18 protein-coding genes are annotated in these 21090 nt (G+C 67.8%); 10 read left to right on the forward strand and 8 right to left on the reverse strand.

Annotated features, from left to right (window positions below):
- Positions 1–87 precede the first annotated feature (87 nt).
- Both AC1RAA_RS19455 and AC1RAA_RS19460 read left to right on the forward strand, forming a co-directional pair.
- The gene (locus tag AC1RAA_RS19455; protein ID WP_139702948.1) at positions 88–1599 is read left to right on the forward strand and encodes a M20 family metallopeptidase; all 1512 of its coding nucleotides are present in this window, start codon (positions 88–90) and stop codon (positions 1597–1599) included.
- Between the two features lie 73 nt (positions 1600–1672).
- Positions 1673–2548 (forward strand): alpha/beta hydrolase, encoded by an 876-nt coding sequence (locus AC1RAA_RS19460; protein WP_492730090.1) that lies wholly within the window; start codon positions 1673–1675, stop codon positions 2546–2548.
- Positions 2549–2551: 3 nt separating this feature from the next.
- Here AC1RAA_RS19460 and AC1RAA_RS19465 read toward each other — a convergent pair whose 3' ends face one another.
- The 5 genes from AC1RAA_RS19465 to AC1RAA_RS19485 form a co-directional block, all read right to left on the reverse strand.
- On the reverse strand, positions 2552–3730 hold the full coding sequence (locus tag AC1RAA_RS19465; protein ID WP_492730095.1) for an MFS transporter: 1179 nt from the start codon (positions 3728–3730) through the stop codon (positions 2552–2554).
- A 105-nt stretch (positions 3731–3835) separates the two neighbouring features.
- Positions 3836–4300 carry a YidB family protein gene (locus tag AC1RAA_RS19470; RefSeq protein WP_095948391.1) on the reverse strand — a complete coding sequence of 155 codons (465 nt, stop codon included), beginning with the start codon at positions 4298–4300 and terminating at the stop codon, positions 3836–3838.
- 100 nt (positions 4301–4400) lie between these two features.
- Entirely contained in the window at positions 4401–5756 is a 1356-nt protein-coding gene (locus AC1RAA_RS19475; protein ID WP_492730099.1) for a M20/M25/M40 family metallo-hydrolase, read from the reverse strand.
- A gap of 106 nt (positions 5757–5862) precedes the next feature.
- Positions 5863–6594 carry a 16S rRNA (uracil(1498)-N(3))-methyltransferase gene (locus tag AC1RAA_RS19480; protein ID WP_492730103.1) on the reverse strand — a complete coding sequence of 244 codons (732 nt, stop codon included), beginning with the start codon at positions 6592–6594 and terminating at the stop codon, positions 5863–5865.
- Positions 6595–6673: 79 nt separating this feature from the next.
- Positions 6674–7771, reverse strand: coding sequence for an aminoglycoside phosphotransferase family protein (locus AC1RAA_RS19485; RefSeq protein ID WP_492730105.1), 1098 nt, complete (start codon positions 7769–7771; stop codon positions 6674–6676).
- Positions 7772–7903: 132 nt separating this feature from the next.
- Between AC1RAA_RS19485 and AC1RAA_RS19490 the strand changes: the two genes are divergently transcribed.
- Genes AC1RAA_RS19490 through AC1RAA_RS19505 form a run of 4 tightly spaced genes read left to right on the forward strand, consistent with a single transcriptional unit; the run spans position 7904 to position 12954 of the window.
- Positions 7904–10495, forward strand: a complete 2592-nt coding sequence (locus AC1RAA_RS19490) for an LPS-assembly protein LptD (RefSeq protein WP_492730107.1) — start codon at positions 7904–7906, stop codon at positions 10493–10495.
- Between the two features lie 19 nt (positions 10496–10514).
- A complete protein-coding gene (locus AC1RAA_RS19495; protein WP_062473582.1) occupies positions 10515–11918 on the forward strand; it encodes a peptidylprolyl isomerase in 1404 nt (467 codons plus the stop codon).
- Positions 11919–11944: 26 nt separating this feature from the next.
- Positions 11945–12712: a 16S rRNA (adenine(1518)-N(6)/adenine(1519)-N(6))-dimethyltransferase RsmA gene (rsmA, locus tag AC1RAA_RS19500; protein ID WP_492730109.1), complete on the forward strand. Its 768-nt coding sequence runs from the start codon at positions 11945–11947 to the stop codon at positions 12710–12712.
- Positions 12709–12954, forward strand: coding sequence for a hypothetical protein (locus AC1RAA_RS19505; RefSeq protein ID WP_174250289.1), 246 nt, complete (start codon positions 12709–12711; stop codon positions 12952–12954). The genes rsmA and AC1RAA_RS19505 overlap by 4 nt, the downstream gene beginning before the upstream one ends.
- Before the next feature lie 43 nt (positions 12955–12997).
- On the opposite strand, the gene AC1RAA_RS19510 is transcribed toward AC1RAA_RS19505, so the two are convergent.
- From AC1RAA_RS19510 to AC1RAA_RS19520, 3 genes are all read right to left on the reverse strand, one after another.
- Positions 12998–13423 carry a barstar family protein gene (locus AC1RAA_RS19510; protein WP_095747788.1) on the reverse strand — a complete coding sequence of 142 codons (426 nt, stop codon included), beginning with the start codon at positions 13421–13423 and terminating at the stop codon, positions 12998–13000.
- A 50-nt stretch (positions 13424–13473) separates the two neighbouring features.
- The gene (locus tag AC1RAA_RS19515; RefSeq protein ID WP_056574987.1) at positions 13474–13887 is read right to left on the reverse strand and encodes a guanyl-specific ribonuclease; all 414 of its coding nucleotides are present in this window, start codon (positions 13885–13887) and stop codon (positions 13474–13476) included.
- Positions 13888–14067: 180 nt separating this feature from the next.
- Positions 14068–16416, reverse strand: coding sequence for an NADP-dependent malic enzyme (locus AC1RAA_RS19520; RefSeq protein WP_062473579.1), 2349 nt, complete (start codon positions 16414–16416; stop codon positions 14068–14070).
- Between the two features lie 176 nt (positions 16417–16592).
- Here AC1RAA_RS19520 and AC1RAA_RS19525 point away from each other — a divergent pair, with 176 nt between their 5' ends.
- From AC1RAA_RS19525 to AC1RAA_RS19540, 4 genes are all read left to right on the forward strand, one after another.
- The gene (locus AC1RAA_RS19525) at positions 16593–17642 is read left to right on the forward strand and encodes an SPFH domain-containing protein (protein WP_101490731.1); all 1050 of its coding nucleotides are present in this window, start codon (positions 16593–16595) and stop codon (positions 17640–17642) included.
- 106 nt (positions 17643–17748) lie between these two features.
- Positions 17749–19230 carry a DUF4178 domain-containing protein gene (locus AC1RAA_RS19530; protein ID WP_492730112.1) on the forward strand — a complete coding sequence of 494 codons (1482 nt, stop codon included), beginning with the start codon at positions 17749–17751 and terminating at the stop codon, positions 19228–19230.
- Between the two features lie 60 nt (positions 19231–19290).
- Positions 19291–19509, forward strand: a complete 219-nt coding sequence (locus AC1RAA_RS19535) for a DUF350 domain-containing protein (protein WP_062473571.1) — start codon at positions 19291–19293, stop codon at positions 19507–19509.
- Entirely contained in the window at positions 19506–21062 is a 1557-nt protein-coding gene (locus AC1RAA_RS19540) for a polyamine aminopropyltransferase (protein WP_492730114.1), read from the forward strand. The genes AC1RAA_RS19535 and AC1RAA_RS19540 overlap by 4 nt, the downstream gene beginning before the upstream one ends.
- Positions 21063–21090: the final 28 nt, after the last annotated feature.

Here is a 21090-nt window from a genome sequence, read left to right on the forward strand (position 1 = left end):
GCTCCGGGTTTTGAGATCGCCCGCACTCTACGCGCGCTCGCCGTGAGGCGCAAAATGCGTTTTTTCGTCCCCGCGGAGAATCCCCCGATGAACGCCCCCCTGCACCGTGAAATGCCCGCCGGCACGCTCGACGCGACGCGCGCCCTCTCTGATGTCACCGCCCGATGGGACGGCGACATCGTCAAGCAACTCACCGACTACATCGCCATTCCCGCCAAGTCGCCCGGCTTCGACAAGGACTGGTCGGCCAACGGCTATCTGGAGACCGTGCTGCGCAACGCCGCGGCCTGGGTCGAGGCGCAGAAGGTCGAGGGCCTGAAGCTGGAAATCGTGCGCCTCGAAGGCCGCACGCCGGTGCTGTTCTTCGAAGTGCCGGCCACCGGCACGAACATGGCCGAGACCGTGCTGATGTACGGCCACCTCGATAAGCAGCCCGAGTTCACCGGCTGGCGCAACGACCTCGGCCCGTGGACGCCCAAGTACGAGAACGGCCTGCTCTACGGCCGCGGCGGCGCCGACGACGGCTACGCCGTGTACGCCAGCGTGGCCGCGCTGCAGGCGCTCAAGGCCCAGGGCGTGGCGCACCCGCGCATCGTCGGCCTCATCGAGACCTGCGAGGAAAGCGGCTCCTACGACCTGCTGCCCTACGTCGACGCGCTGCGTCCGCGCCTGGGCGAGGTCGAGCTGGTGATCTGCCTGGATTCGGGCGCCGGCAACTACGACCAGCTGTGGCTCACGACCTCGCTGCGCGGCATGGCCAGCGGCACGCTCAAGGTCGAGGTGCTGACCGAAGGCATCCACTCGGGCGACGCCTCGGGCCTGGTGCCCTCGAGCTTTCGCATCATGCGGCAGGTGCTCGACCGCCTCGAGGACAGCGCCACCGGCCGCCTGCTGCCCGCCAGCTTCCATTGCGAAGTGCCGGCCGACCGCCTCGCGCAGGCCAAGGCCACCGCCGCCATCCTCGGCGACGAGGTCTACAAGCGCTTCCCGTGGGCGCACTACGACTGCGGCGGCTCGACCATGTTCGCGCTGCCGACCACGACCGACCCCGTCGAGGCGCTGCTCAACCGCACCTGGAAGCCCACGCTGTCGGTCACCGGCGCCGAAGGCTTCCCGGCCCTGAAGGACGCGGGCAACGTGCTGCGCCCCTACACCGCCTTCAAGCTCTCGCTGCGCCTGCCGCCGCTGGTCGATGCGGCCGAGACGGTGCAAAAGCTCAAGGCCCTGCTCGAAGACAACGCGCCCTACCAGGCGCGCGTCACCTTCGAAAGCGGCGGCGGCGCCACCGGCTGGAACGCCCCCACCATCACGCCGTGGTTCGAGGACGCGCTCAACAAGGCCTCGCGCGCGCACTTTGGCGCCTCCTGCGGCTACATCGGCCAGGGCGGCACGATCCCGCTGATGAACATGCTGAGCGCCGGTTTCCCGACGGCGCAGATGATGGTCTGCGGCGTGCTGGGCCCGAAGAGCAACGCGCATGGTCCCAACGAGTTCCTGCACGTGCCCTACGCCAAGAAGCTGACGGCCGCCGTGGCCGAGGTCATCGCCGCCCTGCCCGTCGCGCACCGCGCCGCGGCTGCGGAGCCGGTGGCGGCTTGAGCGCCGCGCCGGGCCGCCCCACGCAAGCTCGCTCCCGCTTGGCGGGACGGCGCGCAGCGCCAAGGGTGCACCCATGAACGACACGCTGCCCCTGCCGCACCGCGTGTCGCTGTCCACGCCGGACGGCGAGACGCTGGCGCTGCGGCGGCTGCCCGCCGCCGGCACACCCCGTGCCGTCGTGGTCGTGGTGCACGGGCTGGGCGAGCATGCGGGGCGCTATCACGGCCTCGCCAAGCAACTGCATGCCTGGGGCTTCGCGGTCTGGGCGCACGACCACCACGGGCACGGCGAGTCCACCGGTGCGCGCGGCGGCCTGCCCAGCGAGCTGCGGCTGGTCGACGACCTGGCCCTGGTGATCGACGATGCGCGCCGCGAGAACCCCGGCGTGCCGCTGGTGCTGCTGGGCCACAGCCTGGGCGGCCTGGTCGCCGCGAGCCTGGTGGCGCGCGGCGTGCGGCCGGTCGATGCGCTGGTGTTGTCGTCGCCGGGGCTCGACCCGGGGTTGAACGGCGTCCAGAAGATGCTGCTGGCCGTGCTGCCGCGCATCGCGCCCAACCTGCGCGTGAGCAACGGGCTCGACGACAACTACCTCTCGCACGACCCGGTGGTGGTGCAGGCTTACCGCGACGATCCGCTCACGCACGACCGCATCGGCAGCCGGCTGGCGCGTTTTCTCGCGTACGAAGGCGCCACGGTGCAGCAGCACGCGGCGCGCTGGCCGGTGCCCACGCTGCTGATCTACGCGGGCGACGACCGGCTCGTGCGGCCGGCCGCCAGCCGTGCCTTCGCGGTGGCCGCGGCGCCCAGCGGCAACGTCGAGGCGAAGTGCTTCGACGCGCTGTACCACGAGCTCTTCAACGAGCTCGATGCGGAGCCCGTGTTCGACACGCTGCAGCGCTGGCTCGACCGGCGGTTTCCGGCGGCGGCTGTTCCCGCGCGCGTGGCCTGAGGCTCAGGCCTTGGCCACCGGCGTGCGCCGGCGTTGCGTCTGAGCGAGCCAGAGCAGCGCCGCGCCGGTCAGCACCACCGGCACCAGCGAGCCGTAGTTCAGCAGCTGCCAGCCCTGCGTGGTCACCAGCACGCCCGAAGCGAACGAGGTCAGCGCCAGCGTCGCGAACACGCAGAAGTTGAGCGCGCCCTGGGCCCGGTCGCGCTCCTCGGCCGTGTAGGCCGTGAGCGACAGCGTCGTGCTGCCGGTGAACAGGAAATTCCAGCCCACGCCCAGCAGGAACAGCGCGACCAGGAAGTGGTGCAGGTCCACGCCCGACAGCGCCACCACGATGCAGCCGAGGTTGAGCGCCAGCCCCACCCCCATCACCGGCAGCGCGCCGAAACGGCGGATCAGGTGGCCGGTGAAGAAGCCCGGCGCGAACATGCCGATCACGTGCCATTCGAGCACCAGCGCCGCGTCGGAAAACGGCAGGCTGCAGATCTGCATCGCGATGGGCGTGGCGGCCATCAGCAGGTTCATCACGCCGTAGCTCAGCGCGCCCGCGGCGGCCGACACGATGAACACAGGCTGGCGCATGATCTCGCCCAGCGGCCGGCCGCCGCCCGCTTCCTTGCGGGTCGGCGAAGGCGGGAATTCGATGAAATGCATCACCGCCATCGAGAGCAGCGCCACCGCCGCCAGCGCGATGTAGGCGCCGGCGAAGGGCACGGAGAGCGCCTCGCGCGTGAAGGTCGCCAGGTTCGGCCCCGCCACCGCGCCGATCAGCCCCCCGGCCATCACCATCGACACGGCCTTCTCGCGCCAGGCCGGCAGTGCCAGTTCGGCTGCCGCGAAACGGTAGAGCCCGGCGTTGGCGTTGTAGTAGCCGGCGACCACGGTGGCGAAGCACAGCAGCCAGAAGTTCTTCGAGGACGCCGCGTAGGCGCACAGCAGCGCCGAGCCGACCGCCACCGCCAGCCCGATCTGGAACGAACCGCGGCGGCCGAAGCGCTGCTGCGTGCGCGCCACCAGCCCCGTGCTCAGCGCGCCGCCCACCACATAGCCCATCACCGGCAGCGTGGCCATCCAGCCCTGCGGTGCGATGCCCAGACCCACGAGACCGTTGATGGCGATGAAGGTGACGTTGTTGGTCAGGAGCAGGCCCTGGCAGATGGCCAGGAGCCACAGATTGCGATTCATGGGGCGCGGTTCTACGCGATTGGCCGGCGAAGGCAAGGCGCCGGCCAAAAAAAAGCGCCCTCGCGGGCGCCGGAATTCTGAGAATGAAATTCGCCGGGTGGCAGGTCAGGTCGGCTTGTTGCCTTGAAGCAGTCCGCTGAGCGAGCCCAGCAGGTCGTCCTGGTTGCCGAGGCCTTGCTCGGGCACCTTGCCCTGCGGCGTGAGCTGGTTGATGAGGGCCGGCAGCATGGTGGCCAGCATCGGCAGCAGCATTTGTGCGTTGATGCCAAGTTTGGAAGCGATGGCGGCGATCGTGTCGCCGCCCAACGCGTTCTGCAACTGATCGCCCGACACCGGCTTGTTTTCACCGTTGCCGATCCACGAGCCGATCACGTCGCCCATGCCTGCCTGCTCGAATTTCGAGACCATGCCGCCGAGGCCGCCCTGCCCGCCGTTGTTGGCAAGCAGGCCGCCCAGGGCGCCGGCGAGGCTTCCGAGATCTCCCAATCCCCCGAGGCCACCGCCTTGCGGTTGCTGCTGCTGTGCAGCGCCTCCTAGCACCTGACCGAGTACCGAATCGAGCAACCCCATGACCATTCCTTGGTGTGTGACAGAAACGCTCACATTTTCCAATGTGGCGACCCGCTTGCCGAAAGTGGCGCGGCCACTTTCGAACTGGCAACGTGACAAATTACTTGCTGCGTGCTGCGCGTTTCGGCAGGAGCGCGGGACTGACGCCCTGCACACCGACCAAGCCGAGCACGGTGACGAGCGAATTCTGCGCGCCTTTCCATGCATCTGTCACGTCAATCGACTCGGCCAGCGAGTGGAATCCGCCCGACTTGCCGCCGCCGCCGATGATGATGGCCGGGATGCCCAGCGAAATGGGAACGTTCGCATCCGTGCTGCCGCCGCGCAGCAGCGTCTTGTGGCCGAAAGCACTGTTGGCACGCGTGGCGGCCTCGACGATCACCGAGTCGGGCGGCGTGCGGCCGCCCGGGCGGTCGCCGATGAGCTTGGTGCTCACGCTCAGGCTGGTCACGTTCCAGCGCTTGTTCTCTTCCGCCACGGCCTCGTCGAGCGTGGCGAGGATCTTCTTCTCGGTCTCGAGCAGCGAGGCCATGTCGTCCGAGCGGATGTCGATGGCCATGCGCGCATCGGGCGCGATGGTGTTCACCGAGGTGCCGCCGCCCACGGTGCCGACGGTGAAGGTGGTCTTGGGGAAGCTGGGCGTGCGCACCTCGGCGATCTTGGCGATGGCGCGGCCCATGCCGTGGATCGCGCTGGGCACCTGGCCGAAGGCGCCGAAGCTGTGGCCGCCCGGGCCCTTGAAGGTGACTTCGTAGCGGTGGCTCGCGGTGCCGAGCACCAGCACGTGGCCGTCGGGCGAGGGCTCCAGGCCGACCATGCCGTCGATGTCGAGGTGGTCGCGGAAGATGGCCTTCATGCCGCGCAGGTTGCCCAGCTCTTCCTCGCCGACGTTGGCAACGATCATCAGGTCGCCCACGGTCTGGATCTTGTTGTCGTTGAGCACCTTGAGCCACGACAGCAGCACCGACAGGCCGCGCGTGTCGTCACCGATGCCGGGCGCGAAGAGCTTGCCGTCGCGCTCCTTCACCTTGACGTCGGTGCCCGCCGGAAAGACCGTGTCCAAGTGCGCTGAAATGAGCAGCTTGGGGCCGTTGCCCGTGCCCTTGCGCAGGCCGATCACGTTGCCCTCGGCGTCGATCTTCGCGTCGGGCAGGCCGAGTGCCTTCAGCCGTGCCAGGAAGGCTTCGGCGCGCTTCTGTTCCTTGAAGGGCGGCGCCTCGATCTCGGTCAGCGTCTTCAGTTCTTCGACTGTGCGTTCGTGGTCGGCCTTGACCGATTCCAGCAGCTTGCGGATCGCGGGCGAGGCCATAAGCTGGGTATAGGCCTGGTCGACCGCGGGGCTGACCTGCGCCGGTGTGGGCGCGACGGCCTGGCTTTGGGCGTGAGCGGCGGGCATGGCGCACAGCGCGGCCAGGACGAGGGGGGCGAGACGAAACGCGCGGGATGAACGAGGCATGGGGGGAGCGGTCCTTCCGGGAGGCGGATTGAACAAGGAAAAACGAAGCGGCCATTGTTCCGCAGGCGCCCGGTGTGCGCCTCGCGGAAAACACCCTCCGAACCGCTCAGGCGCCGACGAGCGACACCAGCGCCGCGAGCGCCGCGGTTTCGGCGCGCAGCACCCGCGCACCGAGCGTGGCCGGTGCGAAGCCGCGCGCGATGGCGTCCTGTTCCTCGGTGGCGCTGAGGCCGCCTTCGGGGCCGCTGAGCACGAGCGCCGGTTGCGCGGTGGGTGTCTCTGCGGCCACGGTGGTGACGGCGCGCGTGCCGTCGGCCAGGCTTAGCACCAGTCGCGTCGCTGCCGTATCCGCGGCGGTAGCGCCGCCGAGCCAGCCCGCGAAGGACTGCACTGGATGGATCACCGGCACGCGGTTGCGACCGCACTGCTCGCAGGCCGCAACGGCGATGGCTTCCCAGTGCGCCCGCTTCTTCTCGGCGCGTTCGCCCGACAGGCGCAGCACGCCGTGCGCCGTGGCCAGCGGCTGGATGCTGGTCACGCCGAGTTCGGTGGCTTTCTCGACCAGCCAGTCCATGCGCTCGTTGGCCGGCATGCCGACCGCCAGATGCACGGCGCGGGCCGCTTCGCGCTCCACCTGCGTGTGGGCGCCGACCATCACGGCGACTTCGCTGCGGCCCATGCGCTCGACCGTCGCGGCGTACTCGCCGCCCGCGCCGTCGAACAGGGTGAGCGTGTCGCCGGGCTGCATGCGCAGCACCTGCACATGGCGCGCGGCGCCCGGCGGCAGCGCCAGGCTGGCGCCGGCGGTCAGCGGCACGGAGCAGTGAAAACGGGGCATGCGATGAGATCAGGAGCTGATGGCGCCCGTGGTACGGGCGCTACAGCGATTTTCTTTTTTGGCTTTTTTCAGTTTCTCTTCAGACTCGGCCGTAGGCGAAGCCGGTGACGGCCGTGGTGCCCTCGACCTCGTCGATCACGCGCAGCAGCGGCTTCAATTCGATGTAGCGGCTGGCGGTGGCGCGGATGTAAGCGATGAAGCGAGGTGTGTCGGCCAGGTAGCGCGGCTTGCCGTCGCGCAGCGTGAGGCGCGCGAAGATGCCGGCCACCTTGAGGTGGCGCTGCAGCCCCATCCATTCGACCGCGCGGTAGAAGGCGCCGAAGTCCTCGTCGACCGGCAGCCCGGCCTTGCGCGCGGCGGTCCAGTAGCGGATGGTGATGTCGAGCACGAACTCCTCGTCCCAGCTCAGGAAGGCGTCGCGCATCAGGCTGGCGATGTCGTAGGTGATCGGGCCGTAGACGGCGTCCTGGAAGTCGAGCACGCCCAGCGGCTGGCCGGCGTCGTCGCCCACCATCAGGTTGCGTGGCATGAAGTCGCGGTGCACGTAGACGCTCGGCGACGCGAGGTTGTTCTCGACGATCAGCGCGAAGGCGCGGTCCAGGCGCTCTTTCAGCTGGCCTTCCACGGCCACGCCGCGGTGCTTACCGATGTACCACTCGGGAAAGAGCGCCAGTTCACGCTCGAGCAGGGCCCGGTCATAGGGCGGCAGCACGCCGGGCTTGGAGGCCAGCTGCCAGCGGATCAGCGCGTCGATGGCCAGGTCGTAAAGCGGCCGGTTGGCGTCCGGGCGGGCCGGGTCGATCACGTCGAGCATGGTCTGGCGGCCCAGGTCGTCGAGCAGCAGGAAGCCGTGGTCGCGGTCCCATTCGAGCACCTGCGGCGCCGTCACGCCGGCTTCGGCCATCAGCTGTGCCACCTGCACGAAGGGGGCGCTGTTTTCCTTGTCGGGCGGCGCATCCATCACGATGCGCGTGCCGCCGTCGGTGGTGTCGAGGCGGAAGTAGCGGCGAAAGCTCGCGTCGGCCGACGCCAGTCGGACGGTGTCCGGGCGCAGTTGCCGGGCGTCGGCAATGCCGGCCAGCCAGCCCCGGAACGCTTCGGCCCGCTGCGGATCTGTCCAGAGAATGGCCTGGGCGGGGTGTGGGGTCGTGGACGCCGGGGTCGAAGGTGCTGTCATGGATAATCAATTCTACAAATCCGCCTGGCGCGGCATCCCTGCTCGAGGTCGATCCGACCGGGCGGGGTGGCTGCCGGACCCCGCAACCCGCCGGCTTGCCGCGCCGTCCCGACGATTTTTCGTTCCGAATCGATGCCTACGACCCCACGCGCTGCCTTGCGACGTTCGAGCCCGCCGCTGCCACTGGCCGTGCTGTCGCTGGCGCTGCTGCACGCGCATGGCGCCTTCGCCCAGCAAGCCGGTGTGCTTGAGGGACCGCTCACGCTGAAGCGCACGCCGCTGCTCACCGAGACGCTGACGCCCGTGCAACGCAGCCAGCTGCCCAGCCTCGTCACCGGCGACCGCATTTCCGGCCGCCCCGACCTCGAGACCGTGGTCGAGGGCAACGCCACGCTGCGCCGTGGCCCGGTCGCCATCACGGCCGACCGCCTCGAGTACTACCAGCCCGATGATCGCGCCAAGGCCACCGGCAACGTGCGGGTCAACCAGGCCGGCAACGTGTACGAAGGTCCGGAGCTGGAACTCAAGCTCGAGACCTTCGAGGGCTTCTTCAACAACGTGCGCTACCGCTTCCTCGCGACCGGCGGCCACGGCGAGGCCGAGCGCATCGACTTCGTCGACTCCAACGTCTCGATCGCGCGGCGCGCCAGCTACACCACCTGCCGCCGCGAGGACTTTCCCGGCTGGATGCCGGCCTGGCTGCTGACCGCCGCCACGCTGACCACCGACACCGAGGAAAACGAGGGCGTCGCCATCGATGCGCGCATGAGCTTCATGGGCATCACGACGCCGCCGATCCCGCGCGTGACCTTCCCGCTGTCCAACGAGCGCAAGAGCGGCCTGCTGCCGCCCACCATCGGGCTGGACAACACCAACGGCTTCGAGGTCGCACAGCCCTACTACTGGAACATCGCGCCTAACCGCGACGCCACCTTCACGCCCACGCTGATGAGCAAGCGCGGGCTCAACCTGGCCAGCGAATTCCGCTACCTCGAGAAGGACTACAGCGGCAGCATCCGCCTGGACCTGATGGGCAGCGACCGCCTCGTGGGCCAGCGCTACAACGAGGCGCGCGCCGAGCAGCTGCAGAAGCTGAACAACGGCGAGATCGCGCTCAAGGACCTGAACTTCGGCAAGCCGCCCGACAGCAGCAAGCGCTGGGGCCTGTGGCTCAACCACCACCACGACTTCGACGCCAAGGCGCTGGGCCTGGACTCGCTGTCCGCCAGCCTCAACATCAACCGCGTCAGCGACAACGACTACTGGCGCGACTTCACGCGCACGCCGACGCTGGCGCAGCGCCAACTGCCGAACGATGCCTCACTGAACTGGACCAAGGGCGACTGGAGCGGCGCGGTGCGCGCCCTGCGCTACCAGACGCTGCAGTACAACCTGTCGCCGGTCGTGCCCTCGTACGACCGCGTGCCGCAGATCACGGCCAACTACGCCAAGTACGACTGGCACGGCTTCGACGTTTCGCTGAACACCGACTACTCGCGTTTTCGCGTCAACAGCATCCTGGCCGGCCAGCCCGGCTTCGACCTCATCCAGCAGTCGCAGCCCGACGGCGACCGCGTGTTCGCGCAGGCGGCGATCAGCCGGCCGTTCCTCACGCCGAGTTCGTTCGTCATCCCCAAGCTGCAGCTGCACGCGACCTCGTACAACTACTACCTGCCGCAGTCGTCCATTCCGAAGGTGTCGGTCAACGGTATCGACTACGTGAACGGGATGCCGTACAACCCGAGCCAGCTGTACTTCTTCCCGACCTCGTCGAACCGCGTCGTGCCGACCTTCAGCCTGGACAGCGGCCTGGTCTTCGAGCGCGACGCCAGCTACTTCGGCCGCGCCTTCCGCCAGACGCTGGAGCCGCGCGCGTACTACGTGTACACGCCGTACCGCAACCAGAGCATGCTGCCGAACTACGATTCGGCCGCCAACGACTTCAGCTTTGCGACCATCTACACCGAGAACGCGTTCTCGGGCGCCGACCGCATCTCGGACACCAACGCGCTCACGCTGGGCGTCACGTCCCGCCTGATCGACCCGGGCACCGGCGTGGAAGCCGTGCGCTTCGGCATCGCGCAGCGCTTCCGCTTCGCCGACCAGAAGGTCACGCTGCCGGGCGTCGCGCCGGTCACCGACCGCACCAGCGACCTGCTGCTGGGCGCCCAGATCAACTGGACGCCCAAGTGGAGCCTGGACACGCTGCTCCAGTACAACCCCGATTCGCGCCGCTCCACGCGCAGCGCGATCAGCGCGCGCTACAACCCGGGGCCGTACCGCAACCTCAGCGCCGCCTTCCGCTACCAGGCGCCGAGCACGCCCACCGCAACCGACGGCAACAAGTCGATCGACTTCGGCTGGCAATGGCCGCTCAACGACCTGTGGGGCGACAAGGGCAAGGACCTCGGTCCGGGCAAGGGCGAAGGCGGCGGACGCTGGTACGCCGTGGGCCGCCTGAACTACAGCCTGCAGGACAAGAAGCTCACGGACGGCGTGCTCGGGGTCGAGTACGACGGCTGCTGCTGGATCAGCCGCGTGGTGCTGCAGCGCATCACCACCGGCCAGGTGACGGCCAACACCCGCATCATGTTCCAGCTCGAATTCGTCGGTTTCTCCAGCATCGGCTCGAGCCCGATGCAGGCCCTGCGGCAGAACGTGCAGCGCTACCAGCCGCTGCGTCAACCGACCGAAGCCCCGAGCCGCTTCACCAATTACGACTGAAACGACGACCGTTCACGCCATGAAACACATCCGTTCCCTCATCACCCTGGGTTGCCTTGCGGCCATCGCCGCAACGGCCGGCGCACAGGGCTTTCGTTCCGGCAGCGGCATCACGGACATCATGCGTGCCGGTCCCCGGATCGTGCCGCCGGCGGCGCGCCCTGCCGGCCCCGCGGCGGCGCCGGTGCAGCGCGCGGCCGAGTACATCGTGGCGCTGGTCAACTCCGAGCCCATCACCAACACCGAGGTGCAGTCGCGTGTCACGCGCCTGATCCGCGAGAACCCGGACGCCGAGCGCGTGCCGCGCGCCGAACTCACGCGCCTCGTGCTGGAGCGCCTGATCACCGAGCGCGCGCAGCTGCAGCTGGCGAAGGAAAACGGCATCAAGGTCGATGACGTGGCGATCGACCAGGCCGAGCAGACCGTGGCCCGCCAGAACGAGATCAGCCTCACCGAGCTGCGCAGCCGCGTCGCGGCCGAAGGCATCTCGCCGCGCGAATTCCGCAACGACCTGCGCGACCAGCTGCTGCTCACGCGCCTGCGCGACCGCGAGGTCGAGTCCAAGGTCAAGATCAGCGACACCGAGGCCGACGAGTACCTGCGCGACCAGCGCGAGAGCGCCGTCAAGAACAACGCCCTGCTCAACCTCAACATCGCCCAGCTGCTGGTGGCCGTGCCCGAGAACGCCACCGAGGCGCAGGTCGCGACCGCACAGAAGAAGGCCACCGACCTCGCACAGCGCGCGCGCAGCGGCGAAGACTTCGCCAAGCTGGTGCGCGAAAACTCCGATTCGCCCGACCGCGCCAACGGCGGCGCGCTCGGCCTGCGCAGCGCCGACCGCTACCCGCCCGTGTTCGTCGAGGCCACGCAATCGACCGCGGTGAACGGCATCGCCGGACCCGTGCGCTCGGGCGCCGGCTTCCACGTGCTCAAGGTGCTGACCAAGGCGCAGGTGGGCTCGTCGGATGCGTCCATCACCCAGACCCAGGTGCGCCACATCCTGCTGCTGAACGATCCCAAGCGCACGACCGCGCAGGCGGTGGCCCAGCTGCAGGAATTCAAGCGCCGCGTGCAGGCCGGCACCGCCGACTTCGCCGGCCTGGCGCGCGACAACTCGCAGGACGCGAGCGCCAAGGAAGGCGGCGACCTCGGCTGGTCGCGCCCCGGCCAGTTCGTGCCCGAGTTCGAGGAAGCCATGGACCGGCTCACGCCGGGCCAGATCAGCGACCCCGTGGTGTCGCGCTTCGGCGTCCACCTGATCCAGGTGGTCGGCCGCCGCGAAGCCAAGCTGAGCCAGTCGGAGCAGCGCGAAGCCGCGCGTGCCGCACTGCGCGAACAGCGCGTCGAAGAAGCCTTCACCACCTGGGTGCAGGAAGTGCGCGCGCGCGCCTACGTCGAATACCGCGAGACGCCGCAGTCCTGATGGCCGCGGCAGCGTCTTAGGCCGCGATGGCACAGCACATTGCAAGAAAGCGGTTCGGACAGCACTTCCTGTCCGACGGCGGGATCATCGACGGGATCGTGCAGGCGATCGCGCCGCAGCCTGGCGATGCGATGGTCGAGATCGGGCCGGGGCTGGCGGCGCTCACGCAGCCGCTGGTCGAGCGGCTCGGCCGCCTCACGGTCATCGAGCTCGACCGCGACCTGGCCAAGCGGCTGCGCGAACATCCGCAGCTGGACGTCATCGAGTCGGACGTGCTCAAGGTCGACTTCGCCGAACTCGCGGCCAAGGCTGAACCGAAACTGCTGCGCGTGGTGGGCAACCTGCCCTACAACATCTCCACGCCGATCCTGTTCCACCTGCTGGGCTATGCCCATCTGATCGCCGACCAGCACTTCATGCTGCAAAAGGAAGTGATCGACCGCATGGTGGCCCGGCCCGCCACCTCGGACTACAGCCGCCTGAGCGTGATGCTGCAGTGGCGCTACGACATGGAGAACGTGCTGTTCGTGCCGCCCGAGAGCTTCGACCCGCCGCCGCGTGTGGACAGCGCCGTGGTGCGGATGGTGCCGCTCGCGCAGCCGCCGGTGGTCGATGCGGCGCGGCTCGGCGAGATCGTGCAGGTGGCCTTCAGCCAACGGCGCAAGATCCTGCGGCACACGCTGGGCAAATGGCTCGGGGAGCACGGCTTCGCCGGCGAGTTCGACATCCAGCGCCGGGCCGAGGAGGTGCCGGTGGCCGAATACGTTGCACTGGCCCAGGCCGTTCCCCCATGAAAAAAGCCCGTCGACGGCGGGCTTTTTTTGTGGCGGCGAGCGGTTGCAGTTACGCAGCTGCCAGCCAGTACCCCGCATTGAAGGGGCTGCTCATGCGCAGCGCCAGGGGCGACACGTCGACGAGCTTGTCGGTCGGCATTTTCTCGCCGGCCGGCTCGGTGCTGGCGGCGGGCGTGGCCGCAGCGGCTGCCGTGGCGGTGGTGTTGACTTCGATGCCATCGAGGGTTTCAGCGGTCGGCTGAGCCTCGTTCGCCCGTTCTGCTTGGCTGGTGGATGCAGAACGGGCTACAGAAAAGAATAGAAGCAGCGGAACGGGACCTTGCGATCGCCCCAGTAGTCCGAAGCGTCGCGGAAGATGTCGAGCAGTTGCTCGCGCGCTTCCTTGTCGAACTTGGCGTTGGCCGGGATCTGTTCGAGCACGATGACGAAACCAGGCTGCGGGCCCGATTTATGCAACGGGTCGGTCATGCAGTCGTACAGCGCGTCGAAGTTCTTGCCGAAGTGCGCCGGGAAGGTGAACTGCTGGGCAATCAGGTCGAGCACGTCCTGCTTGGTCTGGGCGTTGCCCAGGTTGGCGTACAGGAAGTGCTGGCCGGCCGCGTTGGCGGCATCCTGCAGGTCGTTCACGCGGAACGCGCGGATCGATTGCACGATGTTCGGGCGTACGGCTCGAAGGGATAAGGTCATATCCGCTGGTCTTTCCATAGTCATCATCATCTCGTCGGGGCGCTTCGGGGCGCCGCTCAGGTCGTTGTCATCGCTCATGGCGCAATCCGTCTGAAACTCGCATAGTGGTCCGCCGTGTACCAGCAGGCTTCGGGCGCCGTGCGCTGCTCGCCACCGCAAACGATCCGCCGGGCACCGCGGTTGCGCGCGCCGGGCGTTGGCACCGTGTACTCGCGGTAATGCCCGCGGCGTGCCGCTGGCAGGATGCGTTCGCGATTGCCGAATACCGTGCCGTCTTTGTCGTACCGGAAGGGGCCACCGTCAAGGATGGCCTGGTAGGTTCGCTGGCCCTGGACCGGCAGATCGGTCAGGGCAATCGATGCCTCGGAGGACGTTTTGTCGGCGCCGAACCATCCGCGGGCCTCGGCCCCCGTCGTCAGAGCCACCAGCATCAAGCTGGTGAGCGCAAACTTAGTGACAGAGGACGTGATCGAGGCGTAAGCCGCCATGGGGCACCACAAGAAAAGAGCGGGGGGTTTGAATTGCGCTCAACCTCGGGGTTAACCCGCAAATTCAAGCCCGCGAGTGTGCACCACGCTGGCGAAAATAGCAAGCGACTGCCCAAAGTTTGAGCAGTCGCGGGGGCAGAAAGCGACGCCTTAAGTTGGCGTCCACTCTCGCCAAATGGCCTATCTCTCGGCGTTTGCGTCGGCCACTGTCAAGGCTGTCATGTTCACGATGCGGCGAACAGTCGCGCTCGCCGTGAGAATGTGCACAGGTTTGGCCGCGCCGAGCAGAACCGGGCCGATGGCGATGTTGCCGCCGGCCGCGGTCTTGAGCAGGTTGTAAGAAATGTTGGCGGCGTCGATGTTGGGGAACACCAGCAGGTTGGCGTCGCCCGCGAGCGCGCTGTGCGGCATGACTACCGCGCGCTGCTTGCTGTCCAGGGCCACGTCGCCGTGCATTTCGCCGTCCACCTCGAGCCAGGGTGCCTGCACGCGCAGCAGGTCGAGCGTCTTGCGCATCTTGACGGCGCTGGGCTCGTTGCTGGTGCCGAAGTTGGAGTGCGACAGCAGCGCGGCCTTCGGCTTGAGGCCAAAACGCATCATTTCCTCGGCCGCCATGGTCGTGATCTCGGCCAGTTCCTCGGGCGTCGGGTCGTAGTTGACGTGCGTGTCGACCAGGAACACCTGGCGGTCGGGCAGCAGCAGGCCGTTCATGCAGGCGTACACCGGCACGTCCTGCGGGGTGCTGGCGCAGCCGCCGGGGCGCTTGCCGATCACCTGGTCGATATAGTGCAGGTGGATCAGCGTGGTGCCCCAGGTGCCACAGATCATGCCGTCGACCTCGCCCTTGTGCAGCAGCATGGCGCCGATCAGCGTGAGGCGGCGGCGCATCTCGATCTTGGCGGTCTGCACCGTCTGGCCCTTGCGCTCGGTCATGCGGTGGTAGGTCTGCCAGAAGTCGCGGTAGCGGTGGTCCTGCTCGACGTTGACGACGTCGTAGTCGAGCTCTTCCTTCAGGCGCAGGCCGAACTTCTCGATGCGCTGGGCGATGATGGCCGGACGGCCGATGAGCGTCGGGCGCGCCAGGCCTTCGTCCACCACGATCTGCGCGGCGCGCAGCACGCGTTCTTCCTCGCCTTCGCAGTACGCCACGCGCTTCTTCGGTGCGCGCTTGGCGGCGTCGAAGATCGGCTTCATGGTGGTGCCCGAGGCGTAGACGAAGCTCTGCAGCTTGTCGCGGTAGGCGTCCAGGTCCTTGATCGGGCGCAGCGCCACGCCGCTTTCCTCGGCCGCCTTGGCCACGGCCGGCGCGATCTTCATCATCAGGCGCGGGTCGAAGGGCTTCGGAATCAGGTATTCGGGGCCGAAGCTCAGCTTTTCACCGGCGTAGGCGGCGGCCACGCGCTCGCTCTGCTCGGCCTGGGCCAGCTCGGCGATGGCGTGCACCGCGGCAATCTCCATCTCGTCGGTGATGGTGGTGGCGCCCGAGTCGAGCGCGCCGCGGAAGATGTACGGGAAGCACAGGACGTTGTTGACCTGGTTCGGGTAGTCGGTGCGGCCCGTGGCCATGATCACGTCGTTGCGCACCGCATGGGCGTCTTCGGGCGCGATCTCGGGGTTCGGGTTGGCCAGCGCGAAGATCACCGGCTTGGGCGCCATCTTGGCGACCATCTCAGGCTTGAGCACGCCGCCGGCCGACAGGCCGAGGAACACGTCGGCGCCGGCGATCACTTCCGACAGCTTGCGCATGTCGGTTTTCTGCATGTACTGGCGCTTGTCGTCGTCCATCAGCTCTTCGCGGCCTTCGTAGACCACGCCGGCCAGGTCGGTGACGAACACGTTTTCGCGCTTCAGGCCCACCTTGAGCAGCAGGTTCAGGCAGGCCAGCGCCGCGGCGCCCGCGCCTGAGGTGACCAGCTTCACTTCGGCGATGTTCTTGCCGGCCACCTTCAGGCCGTTGAGCATGGCGGCCGCCACGGTGATGGCCGTGCCGTGCTGGTCGTCGTGGAACACCGGGATCTTCATGCGCTTGCGCAGCTCGCGCTCGACGTAGAAGCAGTCCGGGGCCTTGATGTCTTCCAGGTTGATGGCGCCGAAGGTGGGCTCCAGCGAGGCGATGATCTCGACCAGCTTGACCGGGTCCTTCTCGTCGATCTCGATGTCGAACACGTCGACGCCGGCGAATTTCTTGAAGAGAACGCCCTTGCCTTCCATCACCGGCTTGGAGGCCAGCGGGCCGATGTCGCCCAGGCCCAGCACGGCGGTGCCGTTGGAAATGACACCCACGAGGTTGCCGCGCGAGGTGTACTTGAAGGCGTTGGCCGGGTCCTTGACGATTTCCTCGCAGGGCGCGGCCACGCCGGGCGAGTAGGCCAGCGACAGGTCGCGCTGGTTGACCATCTGCTTGGTCGCCGCGATGGCGATCTTGCCGGGGACGGGAAACTCGTGGTACTCGAGGGCGGCACGGCGCAACAGGGCGCGCTTGTCTTCCGGGGTGGGGGTCGAAGGGGACGATGCGGTCGAATCGGACATGTGCCGTTGCTCCTGGTGGCGCTTCTTCTGGGGGCGCCGATTGTAGACCTCGGTCCATACCGCCCTACGCCGCATGGCCGGTGGCAGGCATGACCAAAAGCACGGGGCACCGTCAAGGCCCTGTGGCAATATGTGTGGCTGGGACACAAACCGACAACATCTCGAGAGGAACGACCATGGCCCTGATGGATTTCATCAAGAAACAGTTCATCGACATCATCCAGTGGACCGAGTCCGGCGATGGCACGCTGGCCTGGCGTTTCCCGATGGCCGAGATGGAAATCCAGAACGGCGCCTCGCTCACCGTGCGCGAGTCGCAGATGGCGGTGTTCGTCAACGAAGGCCAGGTGGCCGACGTGTTCGGCCCCGGTATGTACAAGCTCACGACGCAGACGCTGCCCGTGCTCACGTACCTGAAGAACTGGGACAAGCTCTTCGAATCCCCCTTCAAGAGCGACGTCTATTTCTTCAGCACCCGCCAGCAGGTCGACCAGAAGTGGGGCACGCCCCAGCCGATCACGATCCGCGACAAGGACTTCGGCGCCGTGCGCCTGCGCGCCTTCGGCAACTACAGCTTCCGCATCGGCGACCCGAAGCTGTTCCACACCGAAATCTCCGGCACGCGCGACATCTACTCCGTGGCCGACCTCGACGGCCAGCTGCGCGGCCTGGTGCTGCAGAACATCAGCAACGCCATCGCCTCCAGCGGCCTGCCCTTCCTCGACCTGGCGGCCAACCAGATCCAGTTCGCGACCGCGCTGGCGACCCAGCTGGTGCCCGAGTTCGAGAAGATCGGCATCAAGCTCGAGAACATCACGGTCCAGAACGTTTCGCTGCCCGAAGAGCTGCAGAAGATCCTCGACCAGAAGATCGGCATGGGCATGGTCGGCAACGACATGGGCAAGTTCATGCAGTACCAGACGGCGCAGGCCATCCCGAAGTTCGCCGAAGGGGCGGCCGGTGGCGGCGGCATCGCGGGCGACGCGATGGGCCTGGGCGCCGGCGTGGCGCTCGGCCAGGTGCTGGCGCAGAACCTCGCGCAGGGCCTGAGTCCCAATGCGGCGGCCCAGGCCGCGGCCACGACGCAGCAGCCGGCCGTGGCCGTGGTGAGCGCCGCCGACGTGATGACCACGCTCGAGAAGCTCGGCGAACTCAAGACCAAGGGCATCCTCACGCAGGAAGAGTTCGACGCCAAGAAGGCCGAACTGCTGAAAAAGCTCGTCTGATTCGTTGCAATGTTTTCGATAGCGACTGACGCCCGCCCAGCGGGCGTCAGAGGCCTTTTGGGCTTGAATCATTCGTGGCCGGCCGTGCCATCGCACCCGGTGCGCCATGGCTGAGGAAACCGGCTCCCAACGCTACTACCGCGCGCCCTGCCCCGGCTGCGGCGCGCCGGTCGAATTCCGCTCGGCGCAATCGACGCACGCGGTCTGCCCCTATTGCCAGAGCACCGTCGTGCGCCAGGGCGACACGCTCGCGCGCACCGGCAAGATGGCCGAGCTGTTCGACGACTTCAGCCCGCTGCAGCTGTTCGCCGCCGGCCGCATCCAGGACAAGCCCTTCACGCTGATCGGCCGGCTGCAGTACACCTACCCCGGCGGGCGCTGGACCGAGTGGATCGCCGCGCTCGACGGCGACCGCACCGGCGTGCTCAGCGAGGACAACGGCGCCTACGTCTTCGCGCTGCCCTTCGACCTGCAGCGCGCCGCGCCACCGCCCGCCGACCTGCGCGTGGGCGCCACCACCGCCTTCGCCGGCCAGAGCTACACCGTCGCCTCCAACGAACAGGTGGCGCTGACCTCCGCGCAGGGCGAGTTGCCGCACCTGCCCGAGCTCGGCCAAGCGTTCGCGATGGTCGAGCTGCGCAACGACAAGGGGCTGGTGCTCAGCATCGACTACGGCACCGCCCCGCCCACGGCCTACCTCGGCCGCTCGGTGCAGCTGGACGATCTGCAGCTCACTGGCCTGCGCGACGAATCCGCGAAGGACGAAAAGGGCCGCAGCTTCAACTGCCCGAATTGCGGCTCGCCCGTCACGGTCAACCTGGCCGACAGCAAGAGCATCACCTGCGGTTCGTGCAACAGCATCATCGACCTGTCGCAAGGCATCGGCGGCGAACTCAAGCACGCCGAGCAGAACGAGCCGGTGCGCCCGCTCATCGCGCTGGGCAGCATGGGCCAGCTGCAGGGCGCGCAGTGGCAGGTGGTGGGTTTCCAGCACCGCATGGGCCAGGAGCCCGGCGACGACGAGCAGTTCGGCTGGGACGAGTACCTGCTGTACAACAAGAAGCGCGGCTTCAGCTTCCTGGTCGATGCCGAAGACGGCTGGAGCATGGTCAAGCCGACCACCGGCGCGCCCGTGATGGCCGAGAACGGCACCACCGCCACCTACCTCAACAAGCGCTACCAGCAACAGTACGCCTACAACGCCGAGACCACCTACGTGGCCGGCGAGTTCTACTGGCAGGTCGAGCGCGGGCAGAAGACCTTCAACCGCGACTTCGCCAGCGGCGGCGCGCTGCTCTCGATGGAGCGCTCGGCCAACGAGCTGACGTGGTCCTCGGGCAGCAAGATCGACAGCGGCGCTGTGGCCACGGCCTTCAAGCTCGACGCCAAGAAAGACCTGTTCTCGCGCGGCGACGCGCTGCCCGTGAGCGCCGCGTCGGGCATGGGCTGCGGCACGATCATCCTCGTCATCGTGGTCATCCTCTTCGTGCTGATCATGATGAGCAACTGCGGCGGCGGCTCCTCGAGCGGGTACCGCAGCTCGGGCGGTTCGTACGGCGGCTACTCGAGCGGCGGCGGCCACAAATGACGAAGATCGCGCGCAGGCGCTCTCTTGTTTCTCTCTTTATTGCTACGACTGGAGGTCCCCATGGGAATTGAATGGCTGAAACCGGGCGTGGTCCTCGGATCGCTCGTGTATGCGCTGATCGGCGTGGTGGTCTTCTGGATCTGCTTTCTGATCATCGACAAGATCACCCCCTATGACCTGTGGGGCGAGATCGTCGAGAAGCAGAACAGGGCGCTGGCGCTCGTCGTGGCCGCCATGTGCCTCGGCATCAGCGTCATCGTGGCCGCAGCAATCCATTGAGCGACGCGGCCCTGCCCGCGCGCACCCCGGATGCGCGGGGGCCGCAACCCGTGGAGATCGCGCTGCTCGCCAGCGTGTTCGTCGTCGCGGCCTGCGGCCTCGTCTACGAACTGAGCGCGGCCGCGCTGAGCTCCTACCTGCTCGGCGACTCGGTGCTGCAGTTCAGCACCATCATCGGCACCTACCTGTTCGCCATGGGCGTCGGCTCGTGGCTCTCGCGCTACTTCGACCGGCAGCTGCCGGCGCACTTCCTTCGCATCGAACTGCTGGTGGCGCTGATCGGCGGCGCGCTGCCGGCGATCCTGTTCCTGGCCAACGCCTACGTGCCGGGCGCGTTCCGGCTGCTGCTGTACGGCCTCGTGGTGGTGGTGGGCACGCTGGTGGGGCTCGAGATTCCGCTGGTGATGCGCATCCTCAAGCGCAACATCGTGCTCAAGGACCTCGTGTCGCAGGTGCTGACCTTCGACTACCTGGGCGCGCTTGCCGTGTCGGTCGCGTTCCCGCTGATCCTCGTGCCGCAGCTGGGCATGATCCGCACCGGCCTGCTGTTCGGCGTGATGAACGCCGCGGTGGCCGTGTGGGCGCTGTGGCTGTTCCGCCATGAACTGCGCCGCGCCGGCGCGCACGCGGTGGCCTGCTTTCTCACGCTGGCCGCGCTCATCGGCGCCTTCTGGGGCGCCGACCACATCACCACGCTGGCGGAAGACAAGTTCTACCAGGACCGCATCGTCTTCAGCGCCAGCTCGCCCTACCAGCGCATCGTGGTCACGCGCGGCGCGCTGGGCCACCGGCTGTTCCTGAACGGCAACCTGCAGTTCGCCGAGCGCGACGAGTACCGCTACCACGAGGCGCTGGTGCACCCCGCGATGGCCGCGCACGGCGCGCCCAAGAAAGTCGCCGTGCTCGGCGGCGGCGACGGCATGGCGGTGCGCGAAGTTCTCAAGTACCCGTCGGTCGAGTCGGTCACGCTGGTGGAGCTCGATCCGAACATGACGCAGCTCTTCACCACGCACGAGACGCTGGCCGCGCTCAACGGGCACGCGCTCTCGTCGCCGAAGGTGAAGGTCGTCAACACCGACGCGTTCCAGTGGCTGCAGCAGGAGGGCGACACCTTCGACGTCATCGTGGTCGACTTTCCCGACCCGACCAACTTCGCCATCGGCAAGCTCTACACCAACAGCTTCTACGCGCTGCTCGACCGGCGCCTGTCGGCCAGCGGCTACGCCGTGATCCAGACCACCTCGCCGCTGGTGGCGCGCAAGAGCTACTGGACCGTGGCAAGCACCATCGAGTCGGTCGGCCTGAAGGCCACGCCGTACCACGCGCACGTGCCCAGCTTCGGCGAATGGGGCTACATCATCGCCAGCCACCGGCCCTACCGGCAGCCCGACGCGCTGCCGGGCGGCATGCGCTTTCTCACGCCGGCAACGCTGCCCCTGATGTTCGACTTTCCGCTCGACATGGCACGCGTGCCGACCGAAGTGAACCGTCTGTCGAACCAGACCCTTGTCACCACCTACGAGCAGGAGTGGGGCAAGGTCATGGCGCACTGATATGGCTCGCCCCCAGGCTGCGCGCACT

The organism is Variovorax sp. GW823-FHT04F07 (assembly GCF_058795995.1).

What these genes read in the sequence shown, in the direction of transcription:
- AC1RAA_RS19455 (WP_139702948.1), top strand. Translation starts at nt 88, where the DNA reads ATGAACGCCCCCCTGCACCGTGAAATGCCCGCCGGCACGCTCGACGCG.
- AC1RAA_RS19460 (WP_492730090.1), top strand. Translation starts at nt 1,673, where the DNA reads ATGAACGACACGCTGCCCCTGCCGCACCGCGTGTCGCTGTCCACGCCG.
- AC1RAA_RS19465 (WP_492730095.1), bottom strand. Translation starts at nt 3,730, where the DNA reads ATGAATCGCAATCTGTGGCTCCTGGCCATCTGCCAGGGCCTGCTCCTG.
- AC1RAA_RS19470 (WP_095948391.1), bottom strand. Translation starts at nt 4,300, where the DNA reads ATGGGGTTGCTCGATTCGGTACTCGGTCAGGTGCTAGGAGGCGCTGCA.
- AC1RAA_RS19475 (WP_492730099.1), bottom strand. Translation starts at nt 5,756, where the DNA reads ATGCCTCGTTCATCCCGCGCGTTTCGTCTCGCCCCCCTCGTCCTGGCC.
- AC1RAA_RS19480 (WP_492730103.1), bottom strand. Translation starts at nt 6,594, where the DNA reads ATGCCCCGTTTTCACTGCTCCGTGCCGCTGACCGCCGGCGCCAGCCTG.
- AC1RAA_RS19485 (WP_492730105.1), bottom strand. Translation starts at nt 7,771, where the DNA reads ATGACAGCACCTTCGACCCCGGCGTCCACGACCCCACACCCCGCCCAG.
- AC1RAA_RS19490 (WP_492730107.1), top strand. Translation starts at nt 7,904, where the DNA reads ATGCCTACGACCCCACGCGCTGCCTTGCGACGTTCGAGCCCGCCGCTG.
- AC1RAA_RS19495 (WP_062473582.1), top strand. Translation starts at nt 10,515, where the DNA reads ATGAAACACATCCGTTCCCTCATCACCCTGGGTTGCCTTGCGGCCATC.
- rsmA (WP_492730109.1), top strand. Translation starts at nt 11,945, where the DNA reads ATGGCACAGCACATTGCAAGAAAGCGGTTCGGACAGCACTTCCTGTCC.
- AC1RAA_RS19505 (WP_174250289.1), top strand. Translation starts at nt 12,709, where the DNA reads ATGAAAAAAGCCCGTCGACGGCGGGCTTTTTTTGTGGCGGCGAGCGGT.
- AC1RAA_RS19510 (WP_095747788.1), bottom strand. Translation starts at nt 13,423, where the DNA reads ATGACTATGGAAAGACCAGCGGATATGACCTTATCCCTTCGAGCCGTA.
- AC1RAA_RS19515 (WP_056574987.1), bottom strand. Translation starts at nt 13,887, where the DNA reads ATGGCGGCTTACGCCTCGATCACGTCCTCTGTCACTAAGTTTGCGCTC.
- AC1RAA_RS19520 (WP_062473579.1), bottom strand. Translation starts at nt 16,416, where the DNA reads ATGTCCGATTCGACCGCATCGTCCCCTTCGACCCCCACCCCGGAAGAC.
- AC1RAA_RS19525 (WP_101490731.1), top strand. Translation starts at nt 16,593, where the DNA reads ATGGCCCTGATGGATTTCATCAAGAAACAGTTCATCGACATCATCCAG.
- AC1RAA_RS19530 (WP_492730112.1), top strand. Translation starts at nt 17,749, where the DNA reads ATGGCTGAGGAAACCGGCTCCCAACGCTACTACCGCGCGCCCTGCCCC.
- AC1RAA_RS19535 (WP_062473571.1), top strand. Translation starts at nt 19,291, where the DNA reads ATGGGAATTGAATGGCTGAAACCGGGCGTGGTCCTCGGATCGCTCGTG.